This window comes from Clostridium yunnanense, from assembly GCF_016595795.1.
Lineage (GTDB): Bacteria > Bacillota > Clostridia > Clostridiales > Clostridiaceae > Clostridium_AR > Clostridium_AR yunnanense.
This window is the reverse complement of record NZ_JAENHN010000051.1, coordinates 23,430-40,740: the sequence shown is the minus strand read 5'-3', so window position 1 is coordinate 40,740 and position 17,311 is coordinate 23,430. Positions and strand designations below refer to the sequence as shown.

20 protein-coding genes are annotated in these 17,311 nt (G+C 30.2%); 10 read left to right on the top strand and 10 right to left on the bottom strand.

Annotated features, from left to right (window positions below):
• Positions 1-131 precede the first annotated feature (131 nt).
• Entirely contained in the window at positions 132-1,055 is a 924-nt protein-coding gene (locus JHL18_RS19170; protein ID WP_200272216.1) for a helix-turn-helix transcriptional regulator, read from the bottom strand.
• Between the two features lie 279 nt (positions 1,056-1,334).
• On the opposite strand from JHL18_RS19170, the gene JHL18_RS19165 reads away from it, so the two are divergent.
• The 3 genes from JHL18_RS19165 to JHL18_RS26355 are packed head-to-tail and all read left to right on the top strand — an operon-like array spanning position 1,335 to position 2,430.
• Positions 1,335-1,808, top strand: coding sequence for a YdeI/OmpD-associated family protein (locus tag JHL18_RS19165; protein ID WP_338025486.1), 474 nt, complete (start codon positions 1,335-1,337; stop codon positions 1,806-1,808).
• A 40-nt stretch (positions 1,809-1,848) separates the two neighbouring features.
• Positions 1,849-2,265 carry a DUF1761 domain-containing protein gene (locus tag JHL18_RS19160; RefSeq protein ID WP_200272214.1) on the top strand — a complete coding sequence of 139 codons (417 nt, stop codon included), beginning with the start codon at positions 1,849-1,851 and terminating at the stop codon, positions 2,263-2,265.
• 33 nt (positions 2,266-2,298) lie between these two features.
• Entirely contained in the window at positions 2,299-2,430 is a 132-nt protein-coding gene (locus JHL18_RS26355; protein ID WP_274600978.1) for a hypothetical protein, read from the top strand.
• Positions 2,431-2,473: 43 nt separating this feature from the next.
• On the opposite strand, the gene JHL18_RS19155 is transcribed toward JHL18_RS26355, so the two are convergent.
• A complete protein-coding gene (locus tag JHL18_RS19155) occupies positions 2,474-3,016 on the bottom strand; it encodes a tyrosine-type recombinase/integrase (RefSeq protein ID WP_200272212.1) in 543 nt (180 codons plus the stop codon).
• A 296-nt stretch (positions 3,017-3,312) separates the two neighbouring features.
• On the opposite strand from JHL18_RS19155, the gene JHL18_RS19150 reads away from it, so the two are divergent.
• A complete protein-coding gene (locus JHL18_RS19150; RefSeq protein WP_200272210.1) occupies positions 3,313-3,510 on the top strand; it encodes a cold-shock protein in 198 nt (65 codons plus the stop codon).
• A 112-nt stretch (positions 3,511-3,622) separates the two neighbouring features.
• Here the strand turns inward: JHL18_RS19150 and JHL18_RS19145 are convergent, their stop codons facing one another.
• The 5 genes from JHL18_RS19145 to JHL18_RS19125 all read right to left on the bottom strand — a co-directional run bounded on the left by JHL18_RS19145 (position 3,623) and on the right by JHL18_RS19125 (position 8,082).
• A complete protein-coding gene (locus JHL18_RS19145; RefSeq protein WP_200272208.1) occupies positions 3,623-4,408 on the bottom strand; it encodes an ABC transporter permease in 786 nt (261 codons plus the stop codon).
• 33 nt (positions 4,409-4,441) lie between these two features.
• Positions 4,442-5,245 (bottom strand): ABC transporter permease, encoded by an 804-nt coding sequence (locus JHL18_RS19140; protein ID WP_200272206.1) that lies wholly within the window; start codon positions 5,243-5,245, stop codon positions 4,442-4,444.
• Between the two features lie 2 nt (positions 5,246-5,247).
• Entirely contained in the window at positions 5,248-6,231 is a 984-nt protein-coding gene (locus tag JHL18_RS19135; protein ID WP_243277997.1) for an ABC transporter ATP-binding protein, read from the bottom strand.
• A gap of 376 nt (positions 6,232-6,607) precedes the next feature.
• Positions 6,608-7,021: a hypothetical protein gene (locus JHL18_RS19130; protein ID WP_200272203.1), complete on the bottom strand. Its 414-nt coding sequence runs from the start codon at positions 7,019-7,021 to the stop codon at positions 6,608-6,610.
• A gap of 185 nt (positions 7,022-7,206) precedes the next feature.
• A complete protein-coding gene (locus tag JHL18_RS19125; RefSeq protein ID WP_200272202.1) occupies positions 7,207-8,082 on the bottom strand; it encodes a PHP domain-containing protein in 876 nt (291 codons plus the stop codon).
• A 220-nt stretch (positions 8,083-8,302) separates the two neighbouring features.
• Here JHL18_RS19125 and JHL18_RS19120 point away from each other — a divergent pair, with 220 nt between their 5' ends.
• Entirely contained in the window at positions 8,303-8,950 is a 648-nt protein-coding gene (locus JHL18_RS19120) for a uracil-DNA glycosylase (protein WP_200272200.1), read from the top strand.
• Positions 8,951-9,065: 115 nt separating this feature from the next.
• Here JHL18_RS19120 and JHL18_RS19115 read toward each other — a convergent pair whose 3' ends face one another.
• Positions 9,066-9,623, bottom strand: coding sequence for a TetR/AcrR family transcriptional regulator (locus JHL18_RS19115; protein ID WP_200272198.1), 558 nt, complete (start codon positions 9,621-9,623; stop codon positions 9,066-9,068).
• A 329-nt stretch (positions 9,624-9,952) separates the two neighbouring features.
• Here JHL18_RS19115 and JHL18_RS19110 point away from each other — a divergent pair, with 329 nt between their 5' ends.
• From JHL18_RS19110 to JHL18_RS19095, 4 genes are all read left to right on the top strand, one after another.
• Complete coding sequence (locus JHL18_RS19110; RefSeq protein ID WP_200272196.1) at positions 9,953-11,143, top strand: multidrug efflux MFS transporter; 1,191 nt, start codon at positions 9,953-9,955, stop codon at positions 11,141-11,143.
• An 82-nt stretch (positions 11,144-11,225) separates the two neighbouring features.
• Positions 11,226-11,870 carry an MBL fold metallo-hydrolase gene (locus JHL18_RS19105; RefSeq protein WP_200272194.1) on the top strand — a complete coding sequence of 215 codons (645 nt, stop codon included), beginning with the start codon at positions 11,226-11,228 and terminating at the stop codon, positions 11,868-11,870.
• A 143-nt stretch (positions 11,871-12,013) separates the two neighbouring features.
• A complete protein-coding gene (locus JHL18_RS19100) occupies positions 12,014-12,265 on the top strand; it encodes a kinase to dihydroxyacetone kinase (RefSeq protein ID WP_200272192.1) in 252 nt (83 codons plus the stop codon).
• 632 nt (positions 12,266-12,897) lie between these two features.
• The gene (locus JHL18_RS19095; RefSeq protein ID WP_200272190.1) at positions 12,898-13,446 is read left to right on the top strand and encodes a zf-TFIIB domain-containing protein; all 549 of its coding nucleotides are present in this window, start codon (positions 12,898-12,900) and stop codon (positions 13,444-13,446) included.
• Between the two features lie 26 nt (positions 13,447-13,472).
• Here the strand turns inward: JHL18_RS19095 and JHL18_RS19090 are convergent, their stop codons facing one another.
• Positions 13,473-14,474, bottom strand: a complete 1,002-nt coding sequence (locus JHL18_RS19090; RefSeq protein WP_200272188.1) for a helix-turn-helix domain-containing protein — start codon at positions 14,472-14,474, stop codon at positions 13,473-13,475.
• Positions 14,475-14,707: 233 nt separating this feature from the next.
• On the opposite strand from JHL18_RS19090, the gene JHL18_RS19085 reads away from it, so the two are divergent.
• Positions 14,708-15,928, top strand: coding sequence for an MFS transporter (locus JHL18_RS19085; RefSeq protein WP_243277989.1), 1,221 nt, complete (start codon positions 14,708-14,710; stop codon positions 15,926-15,928).
• Positions 15,929-16,102: 174 nt separating this feature from the next.
• Here JHL18_RS19085 and JHL18_RS19080 read toward each other — a convergent pair whose 3' ends face one another.
• Positions 16,103-16,954: a Mur ligase family protein gene (locus JHL18_RS19080; protein ID WP_200272184.1), complete on the bottom strand. Its 852-nt coding sequence runs from the start codon at positions 16,952-16,954 to the stop codon at positions 16,103-16,105.
• Positions 16,955-17,311: the final 357 nt, after the last annotated feature.

Below are 17,311 nucleotides of genomic sequence, written 5' to 3'. Positions count from 1 at the left end.
AAAATAGTAGTTATCTAATTTAGGATAGCTACTATTTTTTTGGTAAATACTACGTATGGTTCAAGGTACAAACACTATATTTTTGGGTATTAATTTGAGTTTTGTATGATGCAGATGGACCAAAGAGTCCATTAATCCAAAAAATGATTGATAGCTTTCATATGAAGCTTAATCAAATCTTCTCTAATACTTAGTGGTTTTTCAACAAATACATCTGGACCAAAAGATAATAATAAACTTAAAAACCAATGATTCTTCTCAAGTTTTCCAGAAACTCTTAACTGATTTTCATCTTCCCGATAAATAAGTTGATGGTTGAAGTTTTCATAGACTTTACCAGCTGCACGTATATTAAACAACAATTCCATGTGTATCAAAGCCTCTTGATTAATATAATCATTTATGTAAGGTTTAGGAATACGATTATAGCTATCTGCTTTTTGTGGTAGAATTTCACAGTGATTTATTCTAAACAACTTAAATAATCTAAAATCACGTCTGATTTTGCAATAGCCGTACAAATACCAATCCTTGTATTTAAATAGCAACCTAAGTGGATCAACAGTACGTGTGCTTTCAACCCCAATGTCACTGATATATTGGAGCTGAATTACCCTTTGGGTGGTTATTGCCTTTTTCAATTGAAGAAATAATTCCGTTTCTTTATTAGATGAACTATGCCATCCAGAAAAATCAACTTCTAGCCAATTACTTTCTTGATTTTTTATATTTGGACTAAATAAAACAGATAGCTTATTATAGATATCATTTCTACTTAGATTTGGAACAGTACCTAAAGATTGTATAGCAAAGAGAATATCGTCTTGTTCTTGATTTGAAATTACGGATTTATCTAATACATAGTTATCCATCAAATGAATACCACCATTTTTTCCTGTAGTGGTATAGATTGGGATACCTGCACTTGACAGTGCTTCAACATCTCTATAAATAGTACGAACGGATACTTCAAACTTTTTTGCTAATTCCGTTGAAGTTACTTTTCTTTTATCAAGTAATAGCATTAATATTTCAAATAGTCTATTTGATTTCATAAATTTCACCTCATATTTTGGCATTATAAGCATTATACCAAAAAAAGATAGGCATGAAGAGATTAATTTTAAATCATGACATTAGGTGACAGGGTTTCACTGATATACTAACAATAAGTAATCAAGTCGCGGAATTAATTAATGAAAATAACTGCGATTAATAACTAGGAAAGGTGTGAATTAAGTATAGATACCCAAAATTTACTTAATGTAACAACAAGGGAAGAGTTACGGAGTTGGTTACAAGCTAACTGCGCTATTGAGAAATGTTGCTGGGTAGTGATAAGTATTGTACCGAAAGCCGATACATTATTATATCTGGACGTAGTTGAAGAGGCTTTGTGTTTTGGGTGGATTGATGGCGTTAAAAAGAAAGATTCAGAAAACCAGCTTGTTCAGCGACTATCCCCTAGGAATAAGAAAAGTTCATGGACCGAACTTAATAAAGAACGTGTACGACGTCTTGAAAAGCTTGGACTTATGACTGATGAAGGAAGAAAAGTGCTACCTGATATGAGTAGTAATTCTTTTACAATTGATGAATTTATAGAGAACAGGTTAAAAGAAGATAGTTTGGTGTATGAAAACTTTATGAATTTTCCTGAGTTGTATAGGAGAGTACGAATAGATACAATCCAACAGGTGAAAGATCAACAAGAATTATTTATGAAGAGGTTAGATAAGTTTATAAAGAATACCAAACAAAACAAGATGTATGGTTCATGGAATGATAATGGTCGCCTTATTAACTAAGGTAAGCAAGTAAAAAATCTAAAAAATAGGAGGAAAAATTATGTTTAATATGATAAGTGAAATTAATTGGATTGCAGTTTTGCTAGCTACAATAGCGAACTCATTGCTAGGTGGATTTTGGTTTACGGCAATTTGGGGGAAGGCTTATTTTAGTGCACTAGGAAAAGAGAGAGGTAAAAGTGAAAAACCAGCTCCAATATTTATTTTTGGTCCTTTGGTGTGTGGTTTAATAACAACAGTGGCTATGGCTATTTTGATTTACGCTTTCAACATTGAATCACTGAGTGATGCAATTATCTTTGGAGGGATTGTTGGAGTTGGCTTATTGGCTTCAACAACGGTCAATACTGCAATAAACCCTAATATGCCTCGCCCAATTTTATATGGTGTTATTAGTGGAAGTTATTTTATACTTGCAGGTTTAATTATTAGCTTAATTCTTGTAGCTATGAAATAATAGCAAGGCTCTCATATTTATAGGAGTACATTGATGCACAATGAAATAGTATGTGGAAACATTGAAGATATCAAAAGAATTGTTGAAAGTAAAATAAATGAAATCATTCAATGGGGAACAAAACTACCAAAAGAAAGCAATATAGAAATGTTAATATTAATGTAATTGAGCTGATACTTAATATTTATGCAAAAAGCTATATTATTTATTACTGAAAAAAGTCTTCAATGTTGATGGCTTCAATATCAGTAATACCTATATATCTAAGTGTCATATCAGGGGTAGAGTGATTAAATAAGTTCTGCAGCAAGGTGATATCGTTATGCTTTATATAATGATGATAACCAAAGGTTTTTCTCAGTGTATGGGTGCCTATATTATCTAGACCAAGTTTTTCGCTTATTTCATTGAGACAATTATGAGCGTACTTGTTAGTTATAGGATTTTTTCCACCTTTTTTATTTGGAAAAAGAAGTTGCCCTGGAGACATTCCAAGTATAAATTCCTGAATTTCTTTGTTAATTTCAGGAGACACGGCATATTTTAACCTCTTGCCGGTTTTAACTTCCTTTACTTCAATTTGAGATTTGTTCTTTACATCCCAAACTGTAAGATTTATTATATCTATAATCTTTAAGCCTGTATTTATTGCTATATCAAATAGCAAGTAATTTTTATATCCGACCTTAAGTAGTTCTGATTTTAGTGTATCAATTAACTTAGTATCCTTTATTGGCTGAATTAGTTTCATATTGTTTCTTCCTCTCAATGGAAGCTCAATTAGAACTTTCTGGCTGCCATATCCTTTAATCATATACTACTTTAAAGTATTATACTATTGATTTATAAAAATAATTTAATTTAGAAATATAATTTGCTTTAATTAGTAGACTATGTTATTCTTAGTAAGAACTTAAATTGATAGTTAAAATTCAACAAAATATGTTTCAGTTAGTACTTTCTAAGTATAGTATGGTGATACAGAAATTTTATTAGTGAATTAATACAATGAGTTTAAGAATAATAAAATTTCGGAGGTACAGTTAGATGACTGGTACAGTAAAATGGTTTAATTCAGAAAAAGGTTTTGGATTTATTACAGGAGAAGATGGAAAAGATGTTTTTGCACATTTTTCTCAAATAAAATCAGAAGGTTATAAGTCACTTGAAGAAGGTCAAAAGGTTTCTTTTGATGTTGCTAAAGGACCTAAAGGACCTCAAGCAGAAAATATTACTTCTATCTAAATTAGAGTAATTTAATAAGTGTATAATTCACCCCTTGAATAGATATCTATTCGAGGGGTTTTTTGCATGCATACAGCATGGGTGCAATCTAACTGGTAAGGTCTCATGGAAGTTATGAACTTGCTGAACTATACCTTCTTAATGAAAATCTCCAAAACAATATTGAAGCACCGAAAAAGCACCAACTTAATATTATAAAGGTAATATACACATCTGCATTAATACTTTTTACTGCAGACTTAGATGCTATTGTCATAACAAATCCATAAGGCAATATATAACAGAGAATAAATCGTATAAAGCCCTTGTAAATATCTACTGGCCTAGTGGAAAAGTAGCATACGATACCATGAATCTTTTCTACAAAATCAGTTTTAATTGTCCAAAATGATAAACAAGTCATTATGAAATATACCGCATACTCAACTAATAGTGCATGAAAAATAGCAATAATATATAAGATAACTTTAGCAAAAGTAATTGAAATGTTTCCTGCTGCTAGGGCATATAAGGTTATAGCACCCCCTGCTAGCACACTAATTAATGATCCAATTTCTACATTTCTAAGGCTTATGAAAAATTGAGAATTCACTGGCTTAGTAATATAATAATCGAGCATTCCATTTCGAATAAGTTCAGGAAGACTAAGTAGATTAAAATATGGGCCAAAAACCCACAAGGAGTCAATTATATTAAAGGTTCCTATATAAAAGATCATTTCATATTTTGTCCAACCTGCCAATGAGGTTACATTAGAAAAAATCACTTGGAGAAATACAATTTGAACAGCAAAGTAAGCAAAGTTTGTGATGAAGATAAGAAAAAAATTCACTCTATATGTCATTAATTTCATAAGACTTTGTTTTAAAAACTCTCTATATAGTCTGATATATCTCATATAAAAAAACTCCTTTTTATTTATAATGGTTCATTAAGCTCCAGTCCCTGAGTATTTCTTTATTCCTATCCTCCAAAGAATTTTAAATGTGAAGTATAATAATGCAAGCCAAATTAGCTGCATAAAGAAGCCTTTAAAAAAGCTTTCATTCGAAATACCTTTGGTTAATATAGTTATGGGAAAGAATGTACAATACATAAATGGTAATATTCCAAAAGTATTTAGTATGAATTTAGGTAATAGATCCATAGGGAAGACCCTTCCTGATAAGAAATCAAGAAAGATATCCTTTAGGAAAAAGAAAGAGGTCACTTCAGTGATCCAAAATACTAGCAAGCTAATAATTATATTTATTAAAAAGTTCAGAAGGAAAGACAATACAAGTATTATAGGGAAAAGTAATAATTGTTCTAAGTTTATATTTAGAGTTATATTTGAGGAGTCTATTATGAATATAGGAAAAAAGGTAAGTAACACAATCAAAGCTTGAATAAATTTTTCAGAGAGGGCTTCTGAGAAATAATATCCTATATAATTGATAGGTCTTATTATTAAATTATTCATTGTACCATTCTTAATATCATTTGCAATTTTATTGCCTATATTACTGACATTCATTGAAGTGCCTATAATAAACATAAAAATATAATAAGTTATCATTGAGTTAAAATCATATCCACTAATTGCATCACCTGAGGTTGTTTCAAATAATATCTTCCAGAATGCTACTTCAGCTACAATGCGGAAAATATCCATTAATGATGATAATATCAAATTCCACTTATAAGCTAACGAAATTTGAATGGTCATCTTCATTACTTCAGCGTATTTCCTCATGCCTAACTCCTTTCATTTCTAAATAAATTTTCAAAGGTGTCATCTATCGGTACTTCCTCGATATTTATGTCATAAAAATTATTACTTGTAAATACTTCCTTGCCAAAGTTTTTTAAATCATCCTTATTGATTAAGAATTTTGCACTGCTACTCGTTTCTTCTATACATTTTCCATAACTCTCCAAGGTTTTAATAGCATTTTTATTATCAAAAGAAACTGAAACTTGCTTATAGTTTAATGCGTCAGTAGGTATTGCTTTTAATGCACCATTATAAATGACTCTTCCTTTATTAATAGCAATGATTTTGTTACACAGTGCTTCTATATCTTCAAGGTAATGACTAGTAAGTATTATAGTTATTTTTTTATCATTATTTATATATTTGAGGAATTCACGTATTTTACGTCTTGATGGTGCATCAAGTCCAATAGTAGGTTCGTCTAAAAATAATACTCTGGGGCTATGAAGTAAGGAGCCTATTAACTCCATTTTCATTCTTTCACCAAGAGATAAATTACGAAGGGGGACATTTAATATATGTTTAGCATCTAGCAAATCTATTAGCTCCTCCAGTATATTATTAAAGTCTTGGTCAGAGATTTCATATATTTCTTTTAATAAATGAAAGGAGTCTAGAGCAGGAATGTCCCACCATAGCTGATTCTTTTGTCCCATTGTAATAGCAAATTGTTTCTTAAATGAATTCTGTAATTTTTTTGGAGTGAATCCCATAACCTTTATATCTCCAGCTGAGGGATGAATTATTCCAGACAACATCTTTATAGTGGTTGTCTTGCCTGCTCCGTTTGGACCAATAAAACCAATAAAGTCTCCTTCATCGATAGAAAAGCTTATGTTATCCACAGCAATTTTTTTTACATATTTTCTTGCAATCAAGGTTTTAATGCTACCAAATAGTCCTGGATCTTTCTTTAAAATATCATAGACTTTACTTACATTCTTTACTGAGATTATTTCGTTCATTTTGTCTCTCCTTATTATGCATAGTTATTTTTATAGATGAGGTCTTATTTTAGAAACCATTTATTTAATTTGTGAATGTATCTTAGATATCACGTAATATTGAATAACCTCGCGAGTTAATTAATATTTTAACATTACTTCAATAATTTACTAGACTTATAATTTTCCTTGTGTTATCCTATAGCTAGAAGTCTTTGTAGAAATAAATGTATTTTTTGCCAAAGTTTGAACTTGGAATAAATTAGTAAAAATTCCGTAGGCATATAAAAATATAAAAAAACAAATGCGCCATAAGTTAAAAACTTATGGCGCATTTGTTTTTTTAAATGATTTAGTTCTTTATAACTGGTGTGGTTAGAGATAAAAATAAGACCACTTACAAGCCTTGATTCGTCGTATTTGAAGAATTGCTCTGTGATGTAGGACAATATTGATTATTTATATTATAATTTTTAGGATTGTAATACAATCCTGGACCTCCTTGAAAATACTGCTGTTGGGCATTATATGTTAATATCACTTGACCAAGTAATTCAAACCAATTTCCTAGTGCATTTTGAACATTAAAAGGCATATTGCCTGCCATTATTTCTCCAAGTATTGTTCCGATTGTAACGAATAGTTGAGGATCTAAACCTTGAAATCCATTTGGAATGTCATGGCATGCCCAACTATTAGATTCATTTGTTGTACCATTGTTACTTGAGCTATTATTTCCACCATTGCTTGAGGAAGTATAGCCACAAGCTCTTGCAAAATCTTCGAAGTTGCTCCATCCATTAAAATCCACGAGTTCCTCTTAGTATAATTACTTTAGTGTATAATATTCTTCTTAGAGGATAAGTGCCACTTTTACTATGAAAATCCTGTGAAGATTAACTTAATGACATAGTAAAGAATAATAAATTTTATTACGAAGTGGTACATCTATAGATAAACTACTTCATATTAGAATTTATTGTTTTGAAACTTTCTCTAAAGCACATTACTTGGAAGCCAAGGTTTTAAGATATCATAAGGGATTTCTACGCCGGATATACTTTCCCCAAGCTTAACATTAGGCTTCAGTTTCCCGTGGTAGTCGCTACCACCGGAGGAGTAAATATTGTTATTTTTACAATAATCGAGCAAAGCTTCTGTTCTTTCAATTGAATGTAGTGAGTGATAACACTCAATACCATCCAAGACATTTAAGGATACTATGGAATCTAAAAAAACTTCATGATCTTCTACAAAATATCCGTAAAGGTGTGCGAGAAATGATTTACCACCAGCCTTTTTAATTAGAGCAGCAGCCTCTGGAACAGTGAGATAATCTTTCATTTGGTCTAGGAAAAATGGACTATCAGGATTATTTACGCAAGTTCTATAAAATGAATTTAGACTTTCCCATACAGCTTTATCTACAAGTTTTTCGTTTTCAGTATATTTCTTTAGATCTGCGTGCATTATCTGAGTTGCAAAGTATTTTCCTTTAATTGATAAATCAGCACTAAATTTAAGATTAAGGTTTCGGCATACCTCCATCATCTTTTTTAGATAAGTATTTTCTCTTTCGAAAAATTTATCATCTGAAACAATTCCTGTTGAATTTATTACATCAAAATCTATGCCATAACCTAATATTTCTATGGGTTTCCCATTATGTACAGCTGAAAATTCGCATCCTGGAATAAGATTACCATCATAGTAATCATGAATATTGATTTCTCTGAGTTTGTTATAAGCGCCTATCGAATCATGGTCTGTAATAGATATGTATTTTAATCCTAATTGTTGTGCTTTAATAAGTATATCTTTAGGTTCATCTGAGCCATCTGATGTTGTGGTGTGAATATGTAGATCTATCATGTTTAAACCGCTCCTTATTTCCATTTACATACTATATATTCTATCTAACTTTATATGCTTAAGGCAATAACAAAAGATTTTTTTGTCAAACCAAAAGAGTATAAGAATAAGCTTAGAACTTACTGCGCGTAAAAATGTGAAAAAGTACACGTAAATACTTTACAATGAGAAATACTATAAATGACATATAGTATTTTTAATAAAAAGAAGGATTGAAGAAATGATAGATAAATTGAGAGACTTTGTTGAAGAGTTAGCAAACACTGAAGTTACACCAAATGTATACAATCAATATTCATATGCTTTTAAAGAAAGCGCTATAAGAAGAGATAACCTATCAATATATTTACAACAGATGAGTAAAATAAAACCTAAAATAATACTTGTCGGAGAAGCGGTAGGTTACAGAGGTAGCCGTCTTACAGGAGTACCTTTTACTAGTGAAGATTTACTTGTTAATAATATGAAGGGGTTGGATCTATTTGGAAAGGAAAAAGGATATAGATTATTATCAGAAAAGGATAAATTGCTTAAGGAAGCAACAGCAACAATAATATGGAGTACACTTGTAAAATATGATCTAGTTATGTTAGCATGGAATGCTTTTCCGTTCCATCCTTATAAAGCAGGGAATGAGGAAAGTAATAGGACTCCCATAAAAAGAGAATTGCAAATAGGCGAGAAGGCTCTTGTAAAAATTATTGAAATGTTTAATATAGATCAGGTAGTTGCTATGGGAAACAAAGCAGAGGAAAGTCTAAGTAAACTAGGGATTAACTCAATAAAAGTAAGGCACCCTGCACAGGGAGGGAAAAACCAGTTTGAAGAGGGAATAAAATCAATAAAAGAAGTTATGAATGAGCACTAATGATTTAACACATTTAAAATCCTATGCTTTTAGTGAAGCTTTGAAAAGTAACTCTAAGAACATAGGATTTTTATATAATTAAAAGATATCTATAGTATTCAACGATTTATGAAAATCATCTTGAAAAGGACAATATAAAATCATCTATCATTAAATCAAAGCTGTCGTCTATATTTGCATCACCATGGAAGTATCCAAGAAAGACCATGGAAACAAAACCATGTAAAATACTTCTTAATTCCCTGCTTTTATGTATAACCTGTGTTTCGTCACTTGTATAAGCATATAAAACTTGGCGAATGATGTTGTTTGTTTCCTTAGCTAAACGGTCTGCTTCTTCATTAGCTAAAGTTGGAATAGTAATAAAAAGTTCGTAAGCAGTTCTATTTTCGAAAGCAAAATCTTTATATACAAAAGCAAACTCTCTAATAGCCACCTCAGAGCTTTTTCCGATTAATTTATTCATTAACTTAGAATTTAATTCACTAAAGAGGTGTACCGTCATTTTGGATTTAAGATCATCCATATTATCAAAATGGTTATATAAAGACTGATATTTAATATCTAGTTTTTCAGCTATTTTTTGAAAAGTAACTTGGTAAAGTCCTATTTCATCAGCCAATGAGAAAGCTACCTCAATTATTTTTTCTTTGGTTAAATTCCTTTTTTGCATTGGATATCACTCCTTATATTTCTACTTTCTAAAGATAGTTTACCATTATAAAACATGGTTGTAAACTACACAATAAAGCTTATAAACTTTAAAGTGTAATTTACAAACTTTAAAATGAAGTTTATAATTATCATATGAAAGTTAATGCGAAATAGCATACATGTTATTACTGTACATTTTAAAAATATAGATTTTATTATGAAGTGATAAATAGCAGAAAGCAATTAAGTAATTAAGTAATTAAGTAATTGAGTCATTAAAAGTTATAATAATCTAGATGATTTTTACTGTAGAAGAAAATGTAAAATTCTTAAAAATGAGGTGCGCTTATGAAACTGTGGAAAAAGAATTTAATTGTTTGCTGGTTTGGGATGTTTGTAACAGGGATAGGAATGAGTCAAATAGCACCAGTGATGCCTATGTATATAAAGCATCTTGGAATTTCTGATGGTTCTTCAATTGCAAAGCTTTCAGGAATAGCTTTTGGAATAACTTTTATAATTTCAGCTATTTTTTCACCTATTTGGGGGAATGCTGCAGATAAGTATGGTAGAAAGCCTATGCTTTTAAGGGCTAGTCTTGGAATGGCTGTGATAATATCTTTGATGGGATTTGCACCAAATGTATATGTACTTATTGGGCTAAGATTGTTACAAGGGGCAATAACAGGGTATAGTACAGCTTGCACTACACTTATAGCTACTCAGACAGATAAGGAAAATGCAGGGTATGCATTAGGAACGCTTTCAACTGCTAGTATAGCAGGATCACTTATCGGGCCAACCATAGGAGGTTTAGTAGGGGATGCCTTTGGATTACAGCCAGTTTTTTTTATAACTGGGGCGTTGATACTAATTGCTTTTATAGCCACACTTTTATTTGTAAAAGAAGAGTTTGTACGTAGTGATAAAAAGACACTAAGTGCAAAAGAAGTATGGGATAGTGTGCCTGAAAAAAGTTTAACTATTACTTTATCTGTGACTCTTCTTATCATAACTTTAGCATTATATACTATTGAACCAATTATAACAGTATATGTTACACAATTAAGCAGTGATACCAGTCATGTTGCTCTAGTGTCAGGATTAGCTTTTTCAGCTTCTGGACTAGCTAATGTAATTGCTGCTCCAAGATTAGGTAAGCTCTCCGATAAAATAGGAGCACATAAGATTATATTAGTGGCGCTTTTAGCATCTGGCCTCATTTATATACCTCAAGCATTTGTAAAAAATCCTTGGCAGCTAATGGGATTACGTTTTTTATTAGGACTTACATTTGGTGGATTAAATCCTTCAATAAATACCTTAGTAAAAAAAATTACCCCCAATTGTATTACAGGTAGAATTTTTGGATTTACTATATCAGCAGGGTATTTAGGTGTGTTTGGAGGGTCGGTTTTAGGTGGGCAAATAGCCGGTAGGTTTGGTATTAGTTATGTATTCTTTGTTACAAGCACATTATTGCTTCTAAATGCAGTGTGGGTTTATTATAAAGTATATAGAAAACTTGATAGGATATAATTTGGCAAAATATTATATAAATAATTATATATTACTGATTTCGTGCATAGTAAGATAAATATTAAAAGATTGGAGAATTACAATGAAAATTAAATGGTTTGGGCATTCGTGTTTTATGATAACTTCTGAAATAGGTACTAAAATATTAATAGATCCTTATGTAAATATGTTAGGATATATGCTACCAGAACTTGAAGCTAACATAGTGACAACTAGCCATGAGCACAAGGATCATAATAATATAGATGCAGTTAAAGGGAATTTTCAACATATAAGTGGATTAGGCATGTTTTTGGAGCATGGAATAGAAATAAAAGGTGTTGACACCTTTCATGATAAGCTTTCAGGAGCTAAAAAGGGAAGAAACACTATATACAATTTTAAAGTTGATGGTGTAAATATTTGCCATTGTGGTGACCTGGGACATATACTAGATTCAAAGCAGATAGAGGAAATAGGAAATGTAGATGTGCTCCTAATACCTGTAGGGGGAGGATTCACAATTGACGCTACAGATGCTTTAGAAGTTGTAGAGCAGTTGAAACCTACAGTTATTATACCTATGCACTACAGGACAAAAGCATTAGGACCAATGGGCTTGGCTTTTGCTAAAGTAGATAAGTTTATTGATACTTCAGGAATTAAGTCGATGAACTATTCGGAGTTAGAACTTAATAAAGAAAATCTTGAAAAATATCAGGGGATAGCAGTCCTTAAATATAAATAGAAAATATATCTAACAACCAAATAATGTAATATGCTTCTGTTGCTTTTACAAAAAACTTGAATTATAATGAGAAAAAAACTATTTTGTTAATTTTAACATAATAATATAAATAGGAATTTGTAAAGTATAAAGGGAGCGTAATTATGATTGAATACAGATTTGATACACAGTTATTAATTGAGGGAGAAAATCTTTCAGAAGATGAAATAAATGAATATATAACAAAGAACATTGAAGGCGATTGCTTACTTGCAGTTGGAGATGATGAACTTATAAAAATACATTTCCACACTAATACTCCATGGAAGGTTCTTGAATATTGTGCTTCTTTAGGTGATATTCATGATGTTGTTATAGAAAATATGGAGAGACAGGCCAATGGACTAAAAGGGTAAAAGTGAGGCAGACAGGTGTATACTTGTCTGTTTTTATTTTGGTCTTTGTTTAAGAGTATTATTGAAATTTAAGAATGGATTTAAGAAAAATGTATGAGTTTACAAAGAATTATTTTAATATATACCTAAAAAATAAAATACGAAAATTTTAAAGTGAATTAGTATAATCAATAGTTATGTATAAAAATATAAGATGAACAAAGCATAATAAGAGATAAAAGGTTTTTCAAGTATTAATGTTTATATACAAAATATGGTGAAAACGTTATAATTATGTTAGGTTTTATAGATAAACTACTTCATATTAGAACTTATCCAAATAAAGATTCGCATAACCATCGAAATCTTTATTTGGTGTTTAATGACTGAAGTAGTTTATCAGTTCAGCGGAATAGATAATCCAGTTCCATTTAATAAAACTAATTGATACTTATGTTAACTATTAATAGTAATAGGTTTATAAAAGATAGATTCTATTTGGAACTAGTTTATCTATAGATGAACCACTTCATACTTAAATTTATATTTTCAAACTCTCCTCTCAGAATTCAGAGGAGTTTTGAAAATAGGTTTATGATTGAAGTATTTCATCTTTAGTTATGAATTAATATAGCTTGTAAGGGGAGAAAAATATGAGATGCTTAGTATGTAAAACAAACGAATTAGAAGAGCAGTATTTAGAAAATGGGTTAAGGGTTTATACTTGTAAGGAGTGTGAAGGAAAATGGATGCGTTTTGGAGACTATTTTACTTGGCACAATAGCAATAAAAATCAGAGCGAACCTGTACTAGAGGATAAATACATATCTGTTAAAGACTCCACAAATCCTAAGTTTTGTCCTGATTGTGAAACTATACTTACTCCATATAAAGTATCGAGTAAATTTGATTTTATGCTAGAGCATTGTGGGTTATGCAATGGAATATGGTTTGATAAGAACGAATGGGAGTCAATTAAGAGCATTGATTTACATCATAAAATTCAAAACTTTTTTACTGAAGAATGGCAAAAAAAGATTAGAGAAGATGAAAGAAGAGAATTCTTAGAAAAGCATTATACAAATAAGTTTGGTGCTGAGGATTATGAAAGGCTAAAGCAGACAAAAAAATGGATAGATGAAAGTGAAAATAAATCTATGTTATTAGCTTATCTGATGAATGAAAATCCTTATAAGCTATAGGAATGATAGAGGCTTTTAAAAAGCCTCTATTTTGTTTTTCTAAATTGCAGAGGAGTTTTTCCATAAGTCTTTTTAAACATCTTAGAGAAATTTGCGGAATAATTGTAGCCAACTTTCTTTGCTATATCTTTGATAGTTAAATCAGTTGTAGATAATAGATTTGCAGCTGTATTCATTCTAAGATGATTTGTATACTCCCCAATGGACATATGATATTGTTTTGAAAATCCTGCCTTTAGCTTTTGTTCATTTAAAAATACCATCTTACTTAAAGCTTCTATACTAGGAGGATTATTATATCCTTCTGATAAAATATCATGGGCTTTTTGAATAGCTCGAATATCTGAAGAGGTAAGTTTTATCAGTCTATCACTTCCAATATTAATATTTCCGTAGTCAATTTGATTAGTAAAGGCATTTTCAGGAGATTTAGTAACCTCGTTAATTAAAATACCAATGCACTCTAACACTTTAGCTTCCAAGTAAATGCTATTTAAAGAATCTTCATTTGCTAAGCTTTGTAGCTGGTTTATAATTCTTACAATTTCTATAGGTAGATAAATATAAGTGTAGTTTGTAATAAAAGTTTGTAAATCTATTATATTTGGGAAGTTAGGCTTAATTATCTCTGTGAAGTATTTTTCATATATAGTTATTTCAGTTCCGTGATAATGCTGACCTTTCTTCCAATTTTGATGTCCCTTTAGATCTTTTTCAATAACAAAGAAGGAGGAAGGAGAAAAAGAATCTACAGGATTATCTGCAATTTTAAATTCTGTAACTCCCTTATAAACTATTCCAAAACGCATTAAGAGTTCAGTGTTGTCAAAATATAAGGAAAAATCATTAGGTATAGTATAGTCTGCCATATCTAAATCATAATAACCTTCCCTTGAATAGCTAATCAGATAGCCGAGGGAAGGTTTGTTCTTGTTTGTATACAAGATATAGTTTTTATTTTCGAATTTACTAAAATCTAATTTTTTTAGAACAGCTGCTTTAAATTCTTCACTTGAAGTCACTTTCATAAAACAATCTCCTTCATTAGTGTGTTAACTTGAAATAAAGTTTGAAATCTTAGTTTGTTAAAAAGTATATAAGTTAGATTATAACAAATTATACATGAAAATAATCATACTAGGTGTAAAAATAATTAAATAAGGTGTATCAGTTGAAATAAAAGCTAATCTTATGTACACTTACCTTTGTTGAGAATTAATATCATATAAAACAAAAGATTATTGCAAAGGTAGAAATGAAAATGAAAAATAAAAACTTTATTATTGTAGTCATTGGACAAATAATTTCTTTGTTTGGCAATGCTATTCAGAGATTTTGTATGTCACTATATATCTTGAATTTAACAGGAAGCGCAGGGACTTTTTCAGTAATTCTAGCAATTTCAACTATTCCGTATATATTGTTTGCACCAATTGCAGGCTTTTTAGCAGATACGGTAAACAGGAAAAAGATAATGATTTATCTTGATTTTATAAGTGCAGTTTTAATGGGAGTGTACTCAATTATAGTATTTAGTGGTAAAGATAACACCATAATAATAGCAATTGTAATGTTTATGCTTTCTACCATTTATACCTTATATAGTCCAGCTGTCACAGCTTGTATTCCACAAATTGTTGAAAAAGAAAAACTTGCTTCAGCCAATAGTATAATTCAGCAGATTGGTTATGTGGTTAATTTAGCTGGGCCAATTGTTGCAGGATTAATGTATGGGTTTATGGGAATGAAGACGGTAGTGGTATTAAACGCCGTTAGTTTTTTAGCTGCAGCGATATTAGAATTGTTTTTAGATATTCCTGACTTAGAAGTAAAAGAAAAGTTTAAAAATCCACTGTTACAATCTATTAGAGAAATGAAAAAGAGTTTTCTATACTTAAAAGAAAAAAAGAATATTGTATTAGGAATTATATTTTCATATGCACTCACTAATATTTTTGTAGTTCCAGTGTTAAGTGTTGTATCTCCATATTTTATAAACGTAAAACTGAGCATGCCTTCAAGTATTTATGGATACATAGAAGCAGTATTTGTTTTAGGAATGATAATAGGTGGGATGTTAATAACATTAAGACCTAACTTGTTTAAAATGAACATATTACATAAAACAATGTATCCTATGATAATAGCTATGTTAATTATGGCAGTTTCTGCTGCTATAAGTACAGAAAACAAGTTTGTAATTCTAGGGCTTTATTCGATAGGGGGGCTTGGCATAATGCTATCACTAGCATTGTCAAATATTATTTCTTTAACATATATACAACAAGAAGTTAGAGGAGATATGCTGGGAAAAGTTAGTGCATTTTCTACAGCTGTTGCTACCGTAAGTATTGCCCCGGGGCAAATAATATATGGACAATTAATTGATTTTAATTTAAGTATGTTCAATATACTGATACTGACTTTTATATTTAGTATTGCAGTAGTAGGATTTATAAGATGGAATGTTAGAAGAGTTTAAGGTGTTTTACAATAAAAAAAATAAAGATATTCATTATATAAATTTTAAATATAGTAGCTCTGGAAGTTTTTCTAGAGCTACTATAGATGTTTCGGTAGATTTATTAACTTTTTAAATCCAAAGTAAAAATAATATCTAGTGTGGTGAAGATTTTTTAGGCAGTGATGAATTACATTATGTAGAAATAGACTTGTCACTTAAGGCGTTGAGAATTTTTCTAGATAACTTGTATGAGTCACCAGCTCCAAAAACTATTATTAAATCTCCACTCTTTGCTTCTCGTCCCAAAAAAGGTTTGGTAATAATAACTCTATCTGCTTTCTTTAATGCTATAGCGAACTCATTAAAAAATAGTTTTGCTCTAGAAAGTTGATGAGGTTCGAAAATAGCAAAAACCTTTTTACCCGGATAACTGAGGTTAATTGAGTCTAAAGTAGTTGCCACTGCTGTAGGATGGTGAGCAAAATCATCAAAAATCTTAATATCTTCAATGTCTGCTATCAATTCTAGTCTTCTTCCTATAACCTTAAAATTTTCAAAGGAATTCTTTATTGAATTCACATCGACACCTAACTCCAAGGCAGTAAGTAATACTCCTAAAGAATTCATAACATTATGTTTACCTATAAGTCCAAGCTTGAAGATGTTTTCTTTAGCTCCATTTATTAGTTTAAAGGATGAATAATCTGGGGTATTTGAGATTAATTCTGCTTTATACTCCATGTCAAAAGGAAAATCAAGCTTATTATCTATATAATAACCAATAACTTTCACATTTTCTTCCTTTAACCAGTCTTTTAAATCACTTAATATTTCTCTAATAGCAGTACTATCTTCATTAATAATTAGAATTTTAGGACCAGTAAGTTTTTTTATAAAATTTTTAGAAGAATTCTTAACATCAGATATATCCTTAAAAAATTCAGGATGATCCATTTCTATATTATTTATTAAAGCAATTGAAGGGCTGTAATGTAAGAAATTATTATTGAATTCATCTGCTTCGCATACAAAGTACTTAGACATTCCCAGTCTGAAGCCTCCACCCCAACGTTTAAAAGTAGTTTCAGCTTTAATTATAGCACTACTTTATTAGTGTTTCCCAGTATTATGTAAGTTTAGACAAGCAATCCGCAATTTTATAGTATAAACTAATAGATCAATATAGAAATACTTTATTTATAATAAAAGGAATAAATCGACGTTTTATTTTGTTTTTAGTCACAAAAACAAGAGTAAAAATTGTATTTATGATCAAAATTTGAAGTATATTGTTGCGGTGTAAAGGAGTACATGGTAAAATTTGTGAGTGGTAGTAAAACAAATTCATATCATTCAAAAACCTAAATCTTAACTATTAAAGCTGTACAGGCTATATCGAGG